12 protein-coding genes are annotated in these 18,621 nt (G+C 70.7%); 4 read left to right on the forward strand and 8 right to left on the reverse strand.

Translation table 11 applies throughout. The features are described 5' to 3' along the window. Positions 1-16 precede the first annotated feature (16 nt). The 7 genes from AB0C28_RS33525 to AB0C28_RS33555 all read right to left on the reverse strand — a co-directional run bounded on the left by AB0C28_RS33525 (position 17) and on the right by AB0C28_RS33555 (position 9,613). On the reverse strand, positions 17-226 hold the full coding sequence (locus tag AB0C28_RS33525; RefSeq protein ID WP_346104859.1) for a ubiquitin-like protein Pup: 210 nt from the start codon (positions 224-226) through the stop codon (positions 17-19). Between the two features lie 271 nt (positions 227-497). Continuing rightward, positions 498-2,012 carry a depupylase/deamidase Dop gene (gene dop, locus AB0C28_RS33530; RefSeq protein WP_357853916.1) on the reverse strand — a complete coding sequence of 505 codons (1,515 nt, stop codon included), beginning with the start codon at positions 2,010-2,012 and terminating at the stop codon, positions 498-500. A gap of 86 nt (positions 2,013-2,098) precedes the next feature. Next, the gene (locus AB0C28_RS33535; protein WP_358079965.1) at positions 2,099-3,178 is read right to left on the reverse strand and encodes an acyltransferase; all 1,080 of its coding nucleotides are present in this window, start codon (positions 3,176-3,178) and stop codon (positions 2,099-2,101) included. A 67-nt stretch (positions 3,179-3,245) separates the two neighbouring features. Next, positions 3,246-4,274: a pyridoxal-phosphate dependent enzyme gene (locus tag AB0C28_RS33540; RefSeq protein WP_358079966.1), complete on the reverse strand. Its 1,029-nt coding sequence runs from the start codon at positions 4,272-4,274 to the stop codon at positions 3,246-3,248. A gap of 10 nt (positions 4,275-4,284) precedes the next feature. Further along, the gene (hypF, locus tag AB0C28_RS33545; protein WP_358079967.1) at positions 4,285-6,612 is read right to left on the reverse strand and encodes a carbamoyltransferase HypF; all 2,328 of its coding nucleotides are present in this window, start codon (positions 6,610-6,612) and stop codon (positions 4,285-4,287) included. A 181-nt stretch (positions 6,613-6,793) separates the two neighbouring features. Continuing rightward, positions 6,794-8,557 carry a proteasome ATPase gene (gene arc, locus AB0C28_RS33550; RefSeq protein WP_106250101.1) on the reverse strand — a complete coding sequence of 588 codons (1,764 nt, stop codon included), beginning with the start codon at positions 8,555-8,557 and terminating at the stop codon, positions 6,794-6,796. 204 nt (positions 8,558-8,761) lie between these two features. Further along, complete coding sequence (locus AB0C28_RS33555) at positions 8,762-9,613, reverse strand: tRNA (adenine-N1)-methyltransferase (RefSeq protein ID WP_346104848.1); 852 nt, start codon at positions 9,611-9,613, stop codon at positions 8,762-8,764. A 55-nt stretch (positions 9,614-9,668) separates the two neighbouring features. Here AB0C28_RS33555 and AB0C28_RS33560 point away from each other — a divergent pair, with 55 nt between their 5' ends. The 4 genes from AB0C28_RS33560 (at position 9,669) to AB0C28_RS33575 (ending at position 16,636) form a co-directional block, all read left to right on the forward strand. Then, positions 9,669-10,790: a GNAT family N-acetyltransferase gene (locus AB0C28_RS33560; RefSeq protein WP_358079968.1), complete on the forward strand. Its 1,122-nt coding sequence runs from the start codon at positions 9,669-9,671 to the stop codon at positions 10,788-10,790. A gap of 219 nt (positions 10,791-11,009) precedes the next feature. Beyond that, positions 11,010-11,507 carry a hypothetical protein gene (locus AB0C28_RS33565; RefSeq protein WP_357853933.1) on the forward strand — a complete coding sequence of 166 codons (498 nt, stop codon included), beginning with the start codon at positions 11,010-11,012 and terminating at the stop codon, positions 11,505-11,507. 384 nt (positions 11,508-11,891) lie between these two features. Continuing rightward, positions 11,892-15,326, forward strand: a complete 3,435-nt coding sequence (locus AB0C28_RS33570; protein ID WP_358079969.1) for an AAA family ATPase — start codon at positions 11,892-11,894, stop codon at positions 15,324-15,326. A 452-nt stretch (positions 15,327-15,778) separates the two neighbouring features. Then, entirely contained in the window at positions 15,779-16,636 is an 858-nt protein-coding gene (locus AB0C28_RS33575) for a sugar nucleotide-binding protein (protein ID WP_357853939.1), read from the forward strand. A 240-nt stretch (positions 16,637-16,876) separates the two neighbouring features. On the opposite strand, the gene AB0C28_RS33580 is transcribed toward AB0C28_RS33575, so the two are convergent. Then, entirely contained in the window at positions 16,877-18,382 is a 1,506-nt protein-coding gene (locus AB0C28_RS33580) for an FHA domain-containing protein (protein ID WP_358079970.1), read from the reverse strand. Positions 18,383-18,621: the final 239 nt, after the last annotated feature.

Raw genomic sequence — 18,621 nt, forward strand, 5'->3', positions numbered from 1 at the left:
CAATGTCCGATTTATCCTACTCTCCGCCCTTTTGCACGTAAGAGCGCACGAATTCCTCTGCGTTCTCTTCGAGAACTTCGTCGATTTCGTCCAGAATTGCGTCGACATCGTCGGTGAGCTTCTCCTGCCGCTCCTGCACATCCGGTGCCGCCGAGGCCTCGGTCTCCTCGACCTCGTTCTCGCGGCGTCCGGTCTGCTTCTGGCCGCCGGTGTCCTTGCTCGCCATGTCCTACCTCCGCTTCGGGGGACTGCCTCTAGTGCATATCTTCCCCGAACCGGGCGACATTTCGCGCCGATCGGCCGTCGATCTTGGCGGGTTGGCCAGATAGCGGCACTGCCCGATCGCGAACCCCCGTGCCTGCAGGAGGTTCGCGATGTCCGATCGGCTCCCGAGGAGGCCGGGTGTGCTCCGCATCACAGTGCCCGCACGACTACAGGGGACCGTCCGAGTGGTGACGATCCCCTGAAAGGAAGATGTTCGGCGGCCGGCGGTGTGGTCAGTCGCCGCCGGTGAGGGCGGCGACGAGGTCGGCGGCGGTGCGGCAGCGGTCGAAGAGCTCGCCCACGTGGGCTTTGGTGCCGCGGAGTGGTTCGAGGGTGGGGACGCGCTGGAGGGATTCGCGGCCGGGGATGTCGAAGATGACGGAGTCCCAGGAGGCGGCGGCGACGGATTCGCTGTATTGGCTGAGGCAGCGGCCGCGGAAGTAGGCGCGGGTGTCGCTGGGTGGTTGTTCGACGGCGCGCTGGACTTCGTCTTCGGTGACGAGGCGTTGCATGCGTCCGCGGGCGACGAGGCGGTTGTAGAGGCCGCGGTCGGGGCGGATGTCGGAGTATTGGAGGTCGACGAGCTGAAGGCGGGGGTGGGACCAGGTGAGGCCGTCGCGGCTGCGGTAGCCCTCGAGGAGTTCTAGTTTGGCGACCCAGTCGAGTTCGCGGGAGAGTTGCATGGGGTCTTCGGCGAGGCGGGTGAGGATGGATTCCCAGCGGTCGAGGATGTCTTTGTTCATCTCGTCCTGGGCGGTGCCGCGCTCTTCGACGTATTTGCGGGCTTGTTCCAGGTATTCCATCTGGAGTTGGACGGCGGTGAGCTTGCGGCCGTCGCGCATGGGGATTTCGTAGCGGCAGGTGGGGTCGTGGGAGACGGCCCTGAGTGCTTGTACGGGGTTTTCGACGGCGAGGTCGCGGGTGAGGAAGCCCTCTTCGATCATGGCGAGGACGAGGGCGGTGGACCCGAGCTTGAGATAGGTGGATATTTCCGACATGTTGGCGTCGCCGATGATCACATGCAGCCGCCGGTACTTCTCCGGGTCCGCGTGCGGTTCGTCGCGCGTGTTGATGATCGGCCGCTTGAGCGTGGTCTCGAGGCCCACCTCGACTTCGAAGAAGTCGGCGCGCTGGCTGATCTGGAAGCCTTCGCCGCGGGAGTCCTGGCCGATGCCGACCTTGCCGGCGCCGACGACGACCTGGCGGGAGACGAAGAAGGGGGTGAGGTGCCTGACGATGTCGGCGAAGGGGGTGGCGCGGCGCATGAGGTAGTTCTCGTGGCAGCCGTAGGAGGCGCCTTTGGCGTCGGTGTTGTTCTTGTAGAGCTGGATGGGCGCGTTGGAGGGGATGGCTGACGCGCGGGTGGCGGCGTCGTACATGACGCGTTCGCCGGCTTTGTCCCAGATGACGGCGGCCCGGGGGTTGGTGCACTCGGGCGAGCTGTATTCGGGGTGGGCGTGGTCGACGTAGAGCCTGGCGCCGTTGGTGAGGATGACGTTGGCCAGGCCGAGGTCCTCGTCGGTCAGCTGGGTGGGGTCGGCCACCTCTCTGGCCAGGTCGAAGCCGCGCGCGTCGCGCAGCGGGTTTTCCTCTTCGAAGTCCCATCGTGCCCTGCGCGCGCGGGCCGCCGAGGCGGCCAGGTAGGCGTTCACGACCTGTGAGGAGGTCACCATCGCGTTGGCGCCTGGCTGACCTGGTACGGAGATGCCGTACTCGGTCTCGATGCCCATCACCCGACGCACCGTCATGCAACACCCTCTGTTCGTCCGGGTCTGTCTATCCGCCGTTTATATGCCCGAGCCTATGCCCTTCACAGTGCCCCGGGGCCACAGAGTTATGGCACCGACGCCTTTTCAACCTGTACGCCGGGAGCTGATGGGGTTTGTGTGGATCTGCGTGGCTTGAGGAGCCGCTGGATGGGGCGTTCGGCAAAGGAGTAGACGAGATACGACACCACGATCGCGGTCAGGGTCGTGGCCAGAGCGACGGCCCAGGGCGGCAGGTCCCCGATGAGCAGCGGGATGAGGGCCACCGCGATGACGCTATGGAAGAGGTAAAGCGGGTATGTCGTGCCGCCGAGCGCGGTGAGCGTCCTGGACGGTTTGAGGCGGAGCAGCCCGAGGGCGACGAGGGACGTGGCGAGGTAGATGAGGGTGACGGTGACGACCACGCTGACGCCGGTGACGGGCATGTTCTTGAACCCGGCCAGGTCGATGCGGCGCTGGACGCGGTCGAGCGCGGAGCCGATCGACAGGCCGTAACCGGCGGCGACGTAGAGCCATGGGAGCCAGGAACTGCCGTGTTTGTGGATGAGGTAGAGGGCCATGCCGGCGATGAAGTAGGGCGCGTAGTCGGGCATGACGATCTCGTCGAGGGTGCCGTTCTCGATGATCCTGGCGCCGATCACAGCGGCCAGCCAGACGCCGGAGAAGATCAGTACGCGCCCGTACGTGACGCCGACGATCACCAGGATGGAGATCAGGAGGTAGAAGCGCAGCTCGGCCCAGAGGGACCAGTAGACGCCGCTGGCGTCGGTGAGTTTGAACAGCCGCTGCAACATGGTGACGTTCACCAGGTATTCACCTGGGGAAAGTTTTGGGTCGAGCGCCTTGGCTCCGGTGAGGCCGTAGAGTGCGGCGATGGCGGCCAGGCTGAGCCAGTAGGCGGGGTAGAGGCGGACCAGGCGCGAGCGGGCGAAGGCGCCGAGGCCGCGTCCCCAGACGCTCATCAGGATGACGAATCCGCTGATGATGAAGAAGAGCTCAACGCCTAAGATGCCGAGCCCCGCGACGGGCGCCAGTGCCGGGAAGAGCTCCGCGGGCCTGTCGCCCCACACGGAGGCGTAGGCGACCAGGTAGTGGAAGGCGACGACGGCCAGGGCGGCGAGGAAGCGCAGGAGGTCGAGTTCGGCCAACCGGCCGTTCCCCCGTGCGTGTCGCGGCCGGTTGGGTTGATGCACGCCATCTTTGACGTAAATCTGATCACTTTGGTTCCACTGGTCCCTCTGTTCCCACGAGCAGCACGTGTGAGGTGTGGTCGAGGCCGAGGGTGTGGCGGGCGGAGGGGGTGAGGGCGAGCAGCCCGGCGGCTCCGGCGGCGCCGCAGGCGGACAGGGTGACGCCGGCTCGGGCGAGGTGGCGGGCGGCGTCGGCGGCCTGGTCGTCGGTGATGGTCAGGTAGAGGTCGGCGAGGTGGTTCAGGAGGCGGTGGGCGAGAAGTGAGGGTTCCTTGCAGTCGAGCCTGCCGAGGGTGGTGGGGGCGCCGGGGACGCGTACGGGTGCGCCGGCGCGGGCGCTCTCGATGAGGCAGGGGGCGCCTTCCGGCTCGACGACGACGAGTTTGGGCCGCTCGCCCCAGCGGTCGCGTACGTATCCGGCCGCGGCGGCGGCCAGTCCTCCTACGCCGGCCTGCACGAACACGTGTGTGGGCTCGCCGGCCGGGCCGGTGAGCTCGTCGAACAGGACGGTGTAGCCGCGCATGACGTCCAGGGGGACGTGGGTGTAGCCCTCCCATGAGGTGTCGGCGACGAGCCGCCAGCCGTGCTCCTGGGCGGCGCTGAGGGCCGCCCGCAGGCCGGCGTCGTAGTCGGGGCCGGCGCGCCGTACGTGGGCGCCGAGGTCGCGCAGCCGCGTGGCGAACGTCTCGGGCACGTCCTCGGCGAGGTAGACGTGGCAGGGCAGGCCGGCTTCCGCCGCGCCCGCGGCGACGGAGATGCCGTGGTTGCCGGCGCTGGCGCAGACGACGGGTGTGCCGGTGTCGTCGCGTTCGGCGAGCAGGTGGACGGCGTACGCGCCGCCGAGCGCCTTGAAGCTGCCCAGTCCCATGCGTGCGCTCTCGTCCTTGACGTGGACGGCGGCGGTCCCGGCCAGGCCGGGGATGGTGTGGACGGGGGTGGGCCGGTAGGCGGGGCGCCGGGCGAAGTGGGCGCGGGCGCGGCGGGCGTGCTCGGTCCCGATGAGCTCCCGGTCCTGGCCGGTGTAGGGGGCGCGGGCGGGATTGAGGTACTCCATGATCGCCATGCTAGGCCGGGGTCGCCTCCTGTCCGCGGTCGCGGGCGGCGGCGACGGCGGCTTGGCCGAGGCTGATGCCGCCGTCGTTGGGTGGCACCCGTACGTGCTTGAGCACCCGGAACCCGGCGGCGCGCAGCCGCTGGACCGTGCGTTCGAGCAGAAGCGCGTTCTGGAAGACGCCGCCGGACAGGGCGACGGCGGTGAGCCCGGTGGCCTGGCGCAGGGCGACGCAGGAGCGGCTGATGGCGGCGGCGACGCCGTTGTGGAAGCGTCCGGCGATGACGGCGGGGTCGACTCCGGCGGCGAGGTCGTCGGCGGCGGCGCGGACGAGGTCACCGCCCTCGACGACGAGCGGGCCGTCGACGGAGGCCCCGCTGGCGGCGCCGGTGGTGCCCGAAGTGGTGATGGTGGCGGTGTAGACGCCGGTCTCTGAGGTGTCGGCGCGCTGTTCGAGTTCGATCGCCGCCTGCCCCTCGTACGTGATCGTGTCGCGGATGCCGAGCAGTGCCGAGACGGCGTCGAAGAGGCGGCCGGCGCTGGAGGTGAGGGGCGAGTTGAGTCCGGTGGCGGCGAGCTGGAGGACGGCGGGCCAGCGTTCGGCGTTGCGGCGGGCGACGTCGAGGCTGGGGCGTTCGTCGCGCAGGTAGGCGGCGGTCATGCGCCAGGGCTGCCGGATGGCGGCGGTGCCGCCGGGCATGGGGACCTGGGCGAGGTGGCCGAGGCGTTGGTAGCCGGTCAGGTCGGCGCGCAGGAATTCGCCGCCCCACAGGGTGCCGTCGGGTCCGTGGCCGAGGCCGTCGAAGGCGACGCCGATCACGGGGCCGGGGTCGCCGTTGTCGGCGAGGCATGAGGCGATGTGGGCGTGGTGGTGCTGGACGCCGACGTGTTCGACGCCGGTCTGTTCGAGGGCGTGTCTGGTGGACAGGTAGTCGGGGTGCAGGTCGTGGGCGATGAGTTCGGGGCGGATGCCGAACAGGCCGCAGTAGTGCTCGATGCTCGCGGCGAAGGCGCGCAGGGTGTCGTAGTTCTCCAGGTCGCCGAGGTGGTGGGAGACGAAGGCGCGGCGTCCGTGCAGGAGGCAGAAGGTGCTCTTGAGTTCGGCGCCGCAGCCGAGCACGGGTCTGGGGGCGGGCCGGCGCAGGGCGAGGGGTTCCGGGGCGTAGCCGCGGGCCCGGCGCAGCACGGTGACCTCGCCGGAGGCGGGTTTGACGACGGAGTCGTCGGTTCGGGTGTGGATGGCGCGGTCGTGGAGGAGGAAGGCGTCGGCGACGCCGCCGAGGCGGGTGAGGGCGTCGGCGTCCTCGTAGGCGATGGGTTCGTCGGAGACGTTGCCGCTGGTCAGGACGATGGGTTCGGCGAGTTCCGCGAGGAGGAGGTGGTGCAGGGGCGTGTACGGCAGCATGAGGCCGAGGTTGTGGCTGCCCGGCGCGACGGAGGGGGCGACCCGAGCGGCGGAAGCGTCAGGGGTGTCCCGGCGGCGAGGCAGCAGGACGATGGGACGGGCGCGGCTGGTGAGCAGCGCGGCCGCGGCGTCGTCGATCTCGCACAGCCGGCGGGCCTGGGCGAGGTCGGCGGCCATGACGGCGAACGGTTTCTCCTCTCGGTGCTTGCGGCCGCGCAGGGTGGCGACGGCGCGTTCGTCGGAGGCGGTGACGGCGAGGTGGTAGCCGCCGAGTCCTTTGACGGCGACGACGCGGCCGGCGCGCAGGAGGGTGACGGCGCAGGAGACGGGGTCGCCGCACAGGTCGACGCCGCGGGCGTCGCGCAGCCGGAGCCGGGGGCCGCAGGCGGGGCAGCAGGTGGGCTGGGCGTGGAAGCGGCGGTCGCCGGGGTCGTGGTATTCGCGGGCGCAGTCGTCGCACATGCGGTATCCGGCCATGGTGGTGCGGAGCCGGTCGTAGGGGACGCCGCGCACGATGGTGAAGCGGGGGCCGCAGTTGGTGCAGTTGATGAACGGGTAGCGGTGGCGGCGGCCGGCGGGGTCGGCGAGTTCGCTCAGGCAGTCGTCGCAGGTGGCGGTGTCGGCGGAGACGAGGGCGCGGAGCGGTCCTGAGGGATCGCTGGTGGCGATGGTGAAGCCGCTGTGTCCTGCGGGTTCGGCGCTGACGACGGTGACGCGTTCGATCTCGGACAGGGCGGGCGCGTCGCGTTCGAGGGCGGTGAGGAACTCCTCGACGCCGGCGTGGGCTCCTTCGACCTCGATGTGGACGCCGTTGACGTCGTTGCGGACGCGTCCCGCCAGGCCGAGCCGGTTGGCGAGCGAGTAGACGAAGGGGCGGAAGCCGACCCCTTGGACTATGCCTTCGACGTGCACGTCCACCCGTTTGAGCGTGGTCACAGGCTCAGTGTGCGCCTGATCGGGGTGGCGTGCATGTGTATCGGCCGTGTCGCGCGCGTTCCTGGTGGGATCTTGTATGTGTTACGCCGCGAAGGGGACGAACGGCAGCGGGTGGCAACGTGCCCGCACAAGACGGCAGGGCCGCGCGGCGGTTGTCGCGCGACCCTGCCGTCCAGGGGTGTTACAGGTATTGACCGGTGTTGGCGACGGTGTCGATGGACCGGCCGGCTTCGGTGCCCTGCTTGCCGGAGACGAGGGTGCGGATGTAGACGATCCGCTCGCCCTTCTTGCCGGAGATGCGGGCCCAGTCGTCGGGGTTGGTGGTGTTGGGCAGGTCCTCGTTCTCGGAGAACTCGTCCACGCAGGCCGTGAGCAGGTGCTGCACCCGCAGGCCCTTCTGGCCGCTTTCGAGGAACTGCTTGATGGCCATCTTCTTGCCCCGGTCGACGATGTTCTGGATCATCGCGCCGGAGTTGAAGTCCTTGAAGTAGAGGACTTCCTTGTCGCCGTTGGCGTAGGTCACCTCGAGGAAGCGGTTTTCCTCGCTCTCGGTGTACATACGCTCGACGACGCTCTGGATCATGCCCACGATGGTGGCCTCACGGGAGCCGGAGTGCTCCGTCAGGTCGTCCGGGTGCAGGGGCAGGTCGGAGACGAGGTATTTCGAGAAGATGTCCTTGGCCGCCTCGGCGTCCGGCCGCTCGATCTTGATCTTGACGTCCAGGCGGCCGGGCCGCAGGATCGCCGGGTCGATCATGTCCTCGCGGTTGGAGGCGCCGATGACGATGACGTTTTCCAGGCCCTCGACGCCGTCGATCTCGGACAGCAGCTGAGGGACGATGGTGTTCTCCACGTCGGAGGACACGCCGGAGCCTCGGGTGCGGAAGATCGAGTCCATCTCGTCGAAGAACACGATCACCGGGGTGCCCTCGGATGCCTTCTCGCGGGCCCGCTGGAAGACCAGGCGGATGTGCCGCTCGGTCTCACCGACGTACTTGTTGAGCAGCTCCGGGCCCTTGATGTTGAGGAAGAAGCTCTTGCCGGACTGGCCGGTCTTCTCCGCGACCTGCTTGGCCAGGGAGTTGGCGACGGCCTTGGCGATGAGCGTCTTGCCGCAGCCGGGCGGGCCGTAGAGGAGCACGCCCTTGGGCGGACGGAGTTTGTGCTCGCGGAACAGGTCGGCGTGCAGGTAGGGCAGCTCGATGGCGTCCCTGATCTGCTCGATCTGCCGCATGAGGCCGCCGATCTCCTCGTAGGAGATGTCGGGGACCTCTTCGAGCACGAGCTCTTCGACTTCGGACTTGGGTATGCGCTCGTAGACGTAGCCGGAGCGAGGTTCGAGCAGGAGTGAGTCGCCGGCCCTGATGGGCTGGCCGACGAGCGACTCGGCCAGTCGCACGACGCGTTCTTCGTCGGCGTGCGAGATGACCAGGGCCCGCTTGCCCTCGTCGAGCAGTTCTTTGAGCATCACGATCTCGCCGACCTCTTCGTAGCCGAGTGCTTCGACCACGTTGAGCGCCTCGTTGAGCATGACCTCCTGGCCACGCCGCAGCGAGTCGACGTCGACGGCCGGGCTGACGTTCACACGGAGCTTGCGGCCGCCGGTGAACACCTCGATCGTGCCGTCTTCTCTGGCCTCGAGGAAGGTGCCGAAGCCGGATGGCGGCTGCGCCAGCCGGTCGACCTCCTCCTTGAGAGCGACGATTTGGTCCCGGGCCTCCTTGAGTGTGGCCACCAGGCGTTCGTTCTGGCCCGTCACGGCCGCGAGGTTCGCCTGTGCCTCATGGAGACGCTCTTCGAGGACCCTGGCCTGACGGGGTGACTCGGCCAGCTTCCGCCTCAGCGCGGTGATCTCCTCCTGGAGGAAGGAGACCTGTGTTGAAAGATCAGCGACCTCCCGTTCGCGCTGCGCGGCTCGAGCCTCAGCATCATCGCGAGCTGCCACGCCCCGTCACCTCCTTCCCAGTCGAGAGCGACTACTAAGGACCTTACCTATCTCGGGCCCCTCCGTAACCTGGCCGGGCAGTGTTCGTAGAGTGACATTCAGTATTCGTTGATTAATCCCCAATAGGGCGTTTAATACTCCCAGCATATGAACACGGCGGTCTGTTCCCGTGTCACGCACCAACGCACCCTCGTGGCCAAATTGTCATAGTTCCTCAGTCGTCCCCTTCGGTCGTCGACGGCGCGGCGGCGGGGTCACGCCGTCGGCCATGCGGCGGGCGGCGACGAGGAAACCGGTGTGGCCGATCATCCGATGATCGGGTCTTACCGCGAGCCCTTCGACGTGCCAGTCGCGAACCAGGGTCTCCCACGCATGCGGCTCGGTGAAACACCCGTGATCGCGAATGGCCTCCACGGTCTTGGACATCTGGGTCGTCGTGGCCACGTAGCAGCAGATCACGCCGCCGGGCGTGAGCGCCTTCGCGGCGGCGTCGACGCACTCCCAGGGGGCGAGCATGTCGAGGATGACGCGGTCGACGTCGACCTCGTCGATGGAGGCCACCAGGTCGCCGACGACCAGCCGCCAGTTGTCGTCCATGGGGCCGCCGTAGAACTTCTCCACGTTCTTGCGGGCGACGTCGGCGAACTCCTCGCGCCGCTCGTAGGAGGTCACGTGGCCCTCGGGGCCGACGGCGCGCAGCAGGAAGCAGGTCAGCGCGCCGGAGCCGACGCCGGCCTCGATGACGCGGGCGCCGGGGAACACGTCGGCCATGCCGACGATCATCGAGGCGTCCTTGGGGTAGATCACGGCCGCGCCGCGCGGCATGGCCAGCGTGTAGTCCTGGAGCAGGTGGCGGAAGGCGAGGTACTGCGTGCCGCCCGAGGAGCGCACGACGGAGCCCTCGGGCTGCCCGATCAGGTCGCTGTGCGGGATGGCGCCCTTGTGGGTGTGGAAGACGCCGTCCTCTTTGAGAGTGATCGTGTGGCGCTTGTTCTTGGGGTCGGTGAGCTGCACCTGATCCCCCACCTGGAAAGGCCCATGCCTGCGGAAACCCATGGCGGCAAGGTTATAGGGCTTTCGAGGGCGTCAGGACGCGCGATATCTATGGGGGATGTTTCCGCGTGATGTGCTCTCGACCGGCCCGTTGATCCTCCGTCCCCCGGTGGAGGCGGACGTCGATGAGGTGGTGCGGATGTGCTCGGATCCGGTGACGGCCAGGTTCATGCCGTTGCTGCCCGACCCGTACGAGCCGCAGCACGCGCTGGAGTACGTGAAGAACGCGCCGGCGAAGTGGGCGGACGGCGGGGCCGAGTACGCGATCACCCTGGACGGCCGCTTCGCCGGGGCGGTCGGGGTGCGCCCGCCGGACGAGTGGGGCGTGGCGCGGCTCGGCTACCTGGTGGCGCCGTGGGCCAGGGGCCGTGACGTGGCGGCGACGGCGGCCAGGGCGGTGACGGACTGGCTGTTCGACCAGGGGGTGCGCCGGGTCGAACTGGAGGCCGAGGTGGAGAACGTGGCGAGCCTGCGGGTGGCGTACAAGGCGGGCTTTCGCGAGGAGGGGGTGCGGCGGGAGGCGAGGCGGCTGCGTGACGGGCGCTTCGCCGATTTCGTGCTGTTCGCCCGGCTGCGGGGGGAGCCGGCGGCGGGGGCGGAGCCGTACCTGCCGTTCTTCGAGGGCGGCGAGCTGGGCGACGGCGTGGTGCGGCTGACCCCCGTGGAGCCCGCCGACGCCGGCGACTACCACCGGATGATGAACGAGCCGAGCGTGGCGGCCTTCTCCCTGGGGCACGCCACGTCGCTGGAGGACGACGAGCGCCGCTGCCGCTACACCCGCTACTGGTGGGCATCGGGGCAGCGGATCGAGCTGACGATCAGGGACGCGGCCTCGGGGGCGTTCGCGGGGCACGTGCAGCTGGCGCAGGTGGCGCCGCCGCTGGGGCAGGCGATGATCGGCTACTCGCTGCTGCCCGCCTTCCGCGGCAGGGGGTTCATGACGCGGGCGGTCACGCTGCTGACCGGCTGGGCGTTCGCGAACACGCCGCTGCACCGCATCGTGGCCGGCACCGACGTGGCGAACACGGCCTCGCAGGCGGTGCTACGGCGGGCCGGGTTCGTGCGGGAGGGCGTGCACAGGGAGCTGTTCCCGAAGCCGGACGGCACGCGCGGCGACGACGTGCAGTGGGCGCTGCTGCGCGACGCCCGTGACCGGCGCGGGTGGCTGCGGCTGCGGTGAAGCGTGGGGCCGTCCAGGGGGGAGGCCGTGGACCGGTACGGGGCGGTGCCGGCGTTGCGGCGCGGCCCCTGCGGCCGCCCGGAACGCGCAAAAATCCTGATTTCCTGTTGGGGGGTAGTCAAGGGCGGCGGCGGGGGCGATAGTCAGGGCACCCGCAGGTGAGCGTCGCGTGATCGGGCTGCGCGATCTCGCCTCCCTCCGCTCCGAGGGATCATCGCCATGCCATACAACCGCCTCGATGTCGCCATGCGTGATCTCATCACCTCGTTCTCCTGCCCGGAGGCCGGCGACCTGATCGACCGGCTCGCGCGTGCCGCCGCGGCCGTGGCCGGCACCCCTTACGCGGGGTTCGTCCGGGTGGACGTCCTGCGCCAGGAGGCGAGCTGCGTCCACGTGCACGCCCCGGCCGGCGATCCGCTGCGGCGGTGGCTGGCCGAGTCGGGGGTGATGAAGGAGCTGGCGACGTCGTCGGGGGCGCTGCGGCTGGCGCGGGACGTGTCGGTGGGCGAGCCGGGCTTCCTGGCCACGCCGGTGCCCGTGGTGGCGCGTGACCACACGTTCGTGTGGGTCGCGGGGCGGGGGTTCTGCGACGGGGACGAGCACCTGCTGGGCCGGTTCGCCACGGCGGCGGGGCGGGCGATGGAGGCGGCCTGCGGGATGGAGGCGGCGGTGCGGTTGTTGCGCGGGGTGCGGGCTTTCCGGGCGGCGCAGCACTGAGGTGTTTTTTTGCGTACGGCCGGATCGCGGGAATAGGGATGACCGGTATCGGGTGTGTTTCGCGGTGTTCCTTCGGGGCTGGGGGCGTTTCTTTTCCGAAGAATTTTCCCCATTTACCGGGTTAACCAAGATAATTCCGATATTTCATGAGAAAGCGTAATACGACCTTCACATCCCGCTTCCTGCCGCGCCCGCACCCCCTACCCTGCCGCCGATCCCGCCTTCGCCGTCGCTCCCCCACCCCTCCCTCGGCCCTTGACGAAGGCCCTGACAGGACGGCTCCGGCGGGCCTCAGCTCAACGAGGTTGTCGCCTTTATCCCCGGATGAGTCATAAACGGGGAAATAGATGATCATCTTCTTTGTCGGCGGCGTAACCTCGCATTATGGGGACCAGCTGGCCGTTCGCCGGGAGGGAGCAGGAGCTCGGGCACCTGCTCCGCCTCACCCGCGACCCGACCGCTCAGGGGGTGCTCGTCACGGGGCCGCCGGGGGTGGGCAAGAGCGCGCTCGCGGGACGGCTGGCGGGGCGGCTCGGGGGCGCGTTCACGGTCAGGGCGTCCCGGGCGCTGCGCGACGTACCGGGCGGCTCGCCACTGCCCGCGTACGGGACCGGCTCGGGGTGCGGCGGGGGTGGCGCGTCCTGCGGATGCGGGGGAACTTCTCGTGGCGGAGCAACGGCGTGTGGCGGAGGAACCGGGCATTGCGGCGGGGAGTGCGGAGGGTGCCGGTGCTCCCCCGGCCTCGAAGTCCTGACTCTCGTGGACGACGCCCACCTGCTGGACAGCCACTCGGCCGAGGTCTTGGCCGCCCTCGTACGCGCCGGCCGGATCCGCCTGATCGCGACCGTGTGCTCGGAGGCGAACGCCGGCGGCCCCGTCGTGGAGCTGTGGCGGGACGGACGGCTCAGACGGTTCGACGTGGACCCGCTCGGCAAGGCGGACGTGTCGGCCGTGCTGGCGACGGCGCTCGGCGGACCCGCCGACGACACCACCGTGTCCACGCTGACGGAGCTCACCGGCGGGAACGCGCTGTGGCTGCGCGAACTGATGCACGCCATGCGAGCCTCTCGATCGCTCCAGCACGCGGGCGGGGTGTGGCGGTTGTCCGGTGACCCGCCGCCGGCGCGCGGGGCGGCCGACCTCGTGAACCACCGGGTGGGATCGTTGCCGGAGGGCGCGGCCTCGGTGCTGGAGTACGCGACGTTCGGGGAGCCCGTCGAGGTGGGGACGCTGGCGGGCCTGTGCTCGGAGGCGGCCGTGCTGGAGGCGCTGGAGTTCGGGGTGGTCGAGGTGACGCGCGAATGGCGCGGGGAGGTGGCGCGGCCGGCTCACCCCCTGTACGGGGAGGCGGCCCGCGACCGATGCCCCGCAGAGCGCCGTACCCAGCGGTATGCCGACCTCGTCGCCGCGGTGGAGTCCGAAATGAAGTCCACAGCGGAAACCGCGACCGGGGCCGGGGTGACGCACAGAGGGCAGTTCACGGCACGGGCCGCGGCTGGGACCCCTGTAGAGCCCTCCGCAGAGACGACGATGAGCGCCACCATGAGGGCGGCCTCGGAAGCGACCTTGGCGACGGCGCCAGAGGCGAACCTGAAGGCAACCCCGGAAGCGACCCCGGAGCCCACCGAGGAGACGACCTCGGGCACCACCCCAGGGGCGACCTTGAGTGCCCCCACATCGGGTGCACCGGTCAAAGCCTCACCGGAAGCCGCCGAAGCCCGCAGGCACTGCGACGCTGCCCGGGTCGCGGCGTGGCGGCTGGCGGGCGGGCTGCGGGCGGACGCCGGAACGCTGGTGGGGGCGTGCAAGCTGGCGGAGGCCGTACACGATCACGCGTCGGCCATCCGGCTCGGGCGAGCCGCGATGCGCGAAGGCGGAGGCGCGGGCGCGGCGATCGGGCTGGCGACCGCCCTGAACGGAGCCGGACGACCGGACCAGGCTCTCGCGGTGCTCACCGCAGCGGAGGACGCGTGCCACGCACGAGGCGATGACCAGCAGCGGGTACGCCTGACCCTGGCCAGAGCCCGAACCTTGGCCTGGGGACTCGACCGACTCGGCGACGCCCTCGACCTACTGGCCACCACACGCAAGGAACTGCGCGACCCGGAACCAACCCCCGACACGGACCCAGCGAGGACGTCTCCGGGTCACGTCCCGGCCACCCAACAACCACGCCCTCAAGACGAGACGACCCTCGACCGAGCAGCCAAGCCCCACCACCCGCCCACCGACCGGACAGAACCACCCGACGTGTCGAATTTCGACCGGACAGATGCACCCGACCGAACAGACGTGCCTGATGAGACGAACTCTCACCGGACAGACCTACCTGACGAGACGAACCCCGACCCGGGCAGTCCACTCCACCGACCGGCCACCCAGCAGATGGGACCGCCAGACGGGACGGAGGCCGACCGCGCGACCCCAGGATGGCTACCGGGCCTGGAACGTGCGGCGCTCCGGCATGAGCTGGCCATGGAGAGGGCGAGGCTGCTGGCGGAGGCGGCGCGCCCCGACGAGGCGCTCAGGGCCGTGGAGCATATCTCGTCGAACCCGAACCCACCCCGTGCGAAAGCCCTGCCCCCACAGGGCGCACATCGGCCTCAGACCTCCGGACCGACCACGTCACTCGCCAACCACCACCACTCCCCCGCCGCCGATCCCCTCGCACCGCGAGCGGACGATCACACCCGCCTGACCACCGAACCGACCGCACGAGACCACACAACCGGGGCCATCGCCCGGCCAGCCGACGACCGCGTGTCTCTGGCGCTGGCACTGGCCTTGTGCCACTGGGGGTGGACCAACGAAGCGGTGGCGGTGCTTCGTGACGTCCTGCCCGCCGTGCAAGCCGAGAAGCCCCAGAACCCGCCGAGACCGCAGGAGCCGGGCCTCACCCACGGCTCTTCACAGCACACGCGGGTGCCTGCGCGCGCCACCAGCGCTCTCACCGGGGAAGATCCCGCGCCCCCGTGGACGTCGGCTCACATGACGTGGGCACTGTGCGGATGGTTCACCGGCGACCTGATGGCCGTCGAACGGGCGATCGCCTCCATGGGACCCGGCTGGCCGGGCACGAGCGAGCAGGTACTGGCCCGGGGGCGGCTGGCGGTGCTGAGGGGCGAGCTGGGAGCGGCGCTGTTCCTCCTACGGGCTCCGGTCAGGCATGAGACGCCACTGGCCGCCGCCGAACGCAGGGCGGCGTACGCGATGGCACAGGCCCTGCGCGGGGACGCGGCGGGAGCCCGGGCGTCGCTGGACATGACAGAAACACGGGCATCGGTAGACGCGATAGGCGCGCAGGCAACCCTGGGCGCGACAGAAGCGCAGGAGTCACTGGACGTCACGGGGGCCCAGCCGCCGTTGGGCGCGGAGGCGCGTGTGCCACTGGACGCGGCGAGGGCGCCGGTCACATGGACCGCGCTCCAGCACTGGGTGGCCCTGGCAGAGGCGTGGACGCAGGCCGCGGCGGGATGGCGGGCGCGGGCCGTGGAGCTGGCGCTGGCCCATGCGGAGGAGTGCCGTGATGGCGGGCCGTCGTCGTTCGAGGCGGTGGCGTTGCACGACGCCGTTCGCCTGGGCGCACCCGCCAGCGCGCTCCCCCGGCTGGGCGCGCTCGCGGCGACACACGACGGCCTGCGGGTACGACTGGCGCTGCGCCACGCCCACGCCCTGGCCAGGGGTGACGCGGATGCGCTGACGGCGGTGGCCGCCGACTTCGCCGCCGCGGGGCTCGGGCTCTTCGCGGCCGAAGCAGGAGCACAGGCGGAGGCACTGCGAGCCGGCTCCGCACCGGAGTGGCGCCCCCATTGCGGGTAAGACCGTGAACGCCATATCCGATCAGGTCAGTCAGCACATCTACGCCCTGCCCGCTCAGCGTGACCACATCTACGCCCTCCCCGGTCACGGGTAGCACGTGAGCGCCCTGCCCGCGCGGGAGGCGGTGGGTGGGGAGCGGGGGCTTCTTTGTAGCCGAGTCGACCGAGGTCGATCAGAGTCAGGCGTCTACGCCTTGTCTCGTCAACGGTGGCACGTCAACGCCCTGCCCGGTCACAGGTCAGGACGTGAAGCTCCCCCGGTCTCGGTCCCGCCACCACTTTCGGTGCGGGTCCGGTCCCGGTCGCCGTGTCGGTGCCCCTTTCAGTGCGGGTCCCGACGTCGGTCCCGGGGCGGGGCGAGCTGGCACGAGGCGGGGCAAGGTGAGACGAGGCGAGGCGGGATGCTTTGTCCGATCAATGGGTGCATGTCCGTGTGGAGTAGCGTGGCCGTTCGTGAGAGTGCTCATCGTCGGCGGGAGCGGGTTCCTGGGCCGCGAGCTCGTACGGTTGTGCGCCGCCGCCGGTCATGAGGTGGGCGCGACCTACCTGTCCGGGACCGGCGCGAAGGCAGCGGGAACGGGTGCCGAGTGGCTGCGGGTGGACGTGCGGTCGCGGGCCGGCGTCGCCGGCGTGGTGGGGGCGTTCGGGCCCGAGGTGACGATCAACGCCGCGTACCGGCAGGCCGAGTGGACGATCACGGCCGACGGTGCCGCGCACGTGGCGGCGGCCGTCGCGGCGGCGGGTGGGCGCCTGGTGCACGTCTCCAGTGACGCCGTCTTCTCCGGCAGGGCCTTCTCGTACGACGAGTCCTGCTCCCCCGACCCCGTCAGCCCGTACGGTGCGGCCAAGGCGGCGGCGGAGACGGCCGTCAGGGCCGTGCTGCCGGATGCCGCCATCGCCAGGACGTCGCTGATCGTCGGACGCGGCGAGTCGGCGCACGAGGCGCTGGTGCACGCGCTGGCCTCGGGGTCCCGCACGGGTGTGCTGTTCACGGATGACGTACGGTGCCCGGTGCACGTCTCCGACCTGGCGGCGGCGCTCCTGGAGCTGGCGGTACGGGGATACTCCGGCGTCCAGCACGTGGCGGGTTCCGATGCGGTGAGCCGGTATGAGATGGGGGTGCTCATCGCCCGCCGTGACGGCCTTGACGAGACGCGTCTGTCGACCGGCCGCCGGGCGAACGCCGGGGTGGCCGGGCCGGTGGAGGTGCGGCTGGACTGCTCGGCGACACAAGGGCGGCTCGGGACCCGTCTGCGTGGCGCCCGTGAGTTCCTGACACCCTCCGCCGATCCGACCTCCGCCATCCTTTGATCGACCGCGCGCCCCCGCTCGACACCACCCTCTTCTCGACACCGCCCCCGGCTCAACTGCGCGGGCAAGAGGCGAGGCCGGCCAAAGGGCGAGCCGGCCAAGGGTGGGGCCGATCAAGGGCGGAGCCAGTCGAGAAGTGGGGCCGGCCGAGGAGCGGAGCGGCCGGACCGGCCCTCCGGCAGAACGCCCGCGCCCCGGCGATCATCCGGTACGCGGGCGTCAAGGCAGCGGCTCCCCCGCCTACCCCCGATGCGCCTCGAAGCGCAGTGTCCGGGACACCCCCACGCGCACCGTGGTCCCCGGGGCGATCGTGACGGGCTCGTTCGGTGGGATGTCGTAGAAGTTGGGGTCGCCGGGCGGCTGGATCTGGGTGCCGTTCACCGAACCGAGGTCGACCAGGTTGACGTCCCAGCCGTCGAGCGCCACCCGCAGGTGGCGGCGGGAGACCGAGCCGTCGGGGCTGGTCACCTTGGCGGGCCTGGCGTTGCCGCCGGCCACCTCGGGGGCGCGCTCCGGGTCGCGGCCGAGCAGGTAGTCGCTCTCCAGGGGCAGGGCCGTGCCGTCGTCGAGGATGAGGACACCGAGCGAGGGGCGCGGGCCCTTGTAGGGGACGAGGGTGCGCTGCACGAGGGCGATGCCGCAGACGGCGCAGTAGGGGACGCGGGGGTCGTTGAAGTGGTCGTTCTTGCAGTCGACGCCGTAGACGAGCGGGCGGTCGCCGTGGTCGGCCTGCTGCTGCTCCTGCTGCGGGGGGCCCGGGTCGAAGTGGTCGGGCGGGCCGAGCGGGGGCGGTGCGGGCTGGTCGAAGTGGTCGGGCGGGCCGAGGTGCTGCGGGACCTGCTGGTCGCCGGCGCCGTTGCCGGAGGGCGGCGGCTCGTCGTAGGAGGGGAACTGCTGCGGCTCGGGCAGCGGGGGCGGCTGCTCCTGCTGGTAGGGGGCCTCCTGGTGGAAGGCCGGCTCCTGCTGGTACGGCGGCTCGTGCGGTGCCTGGAACGGCGACTGCTCGGGAGGCTGGTAGGCGGGCTCCTGCGGCGGGAAGTAGGGCGGCTGCTCCGGGGGCTGATATTGGGGCTGCTCGACGGCCGGGGACGCGGGCTGGGGGCCTGAGGGCGGCCCGGCCTGGATCGGCGGCTGGTCGGCGAGGGGGTAGGGGGGCCGTTCGACGGGCTGCTGCGCCGGCGGCTGGATCAGGTCGGCTTCGAGGTGGAAGGCGGTGGCGGGCATCTCGCTGGTGAGCGGCCTGGACGGGGCCGGGGCGGCGGGGGCCGCGGGCTGGTCGGTGAGGTCGCCGACGAGGCCGCCGCCGTGGACGATGCCGCCTTCGAAGCGGACCGCGGGGTGCGGGCTGCCGGCGCCGGGCAGGCTGAGCTCGACGCGTTCGACGGTGCTGGTGACGAGGCGGTCGGCCCATGTCAGGGAGTCGCTGCCGGCCAGCCGCGTCTCGCCGGCGACGGTGCCGATGGTGGCCGCGGCCGAGCCGCTGACCAGGACGGCGACGCCGTCGCCGACGGGCCCGGCGACCGCGCACGTGGTGGGGTCGCCGGCCATGTTGGCGGCGAGCACCTGGGCGGCCCTGCGGGCCAGGGCACGGCCGTCGCCGCCGGCGGCGGCCGTCTCGCGCAGCGCCTCGAGCAGGTCGTCGGCGGCGGGCTCGGCCGGGTCGCACACCAGCAGCAGCCCGCCCACGTAGGCGACCAGCCCGTTTCCAGGAAGCGGACGCACCACTCCGAAGCCTTGGCCGCTCATGCGCCCCTCCTCATGACGACCGTGCTGCGCTCATCGGTGCCCTCGCTGCGCTCGGTCACTCAACTCTCCTCCCCGGAAACCGGCGATGTTACGGCACCCGCACTGCCGTGCCGGCCACCAGCCATACGCATACCCAGACGGCGAGGCCGTGTCGCGGGCCCGCCGTCTCGATTCGATGAACCGTGGACCGCAACAAACCTCTTAACTGTGCAAGTTATGGCCAAACAGCACACTATCGG

Origin of the sequence: Nonomuraea sp. NPDC048892, from assembly GCF_040649735.1 — a bacterium.
Classification (GTDB): Bacteria; Actinomycetota; Actinomycetes; order Streptosporangiales; family Streptosporangiaceae; genus Nonomuraea; species Nonomuraea maheshkhaliensis.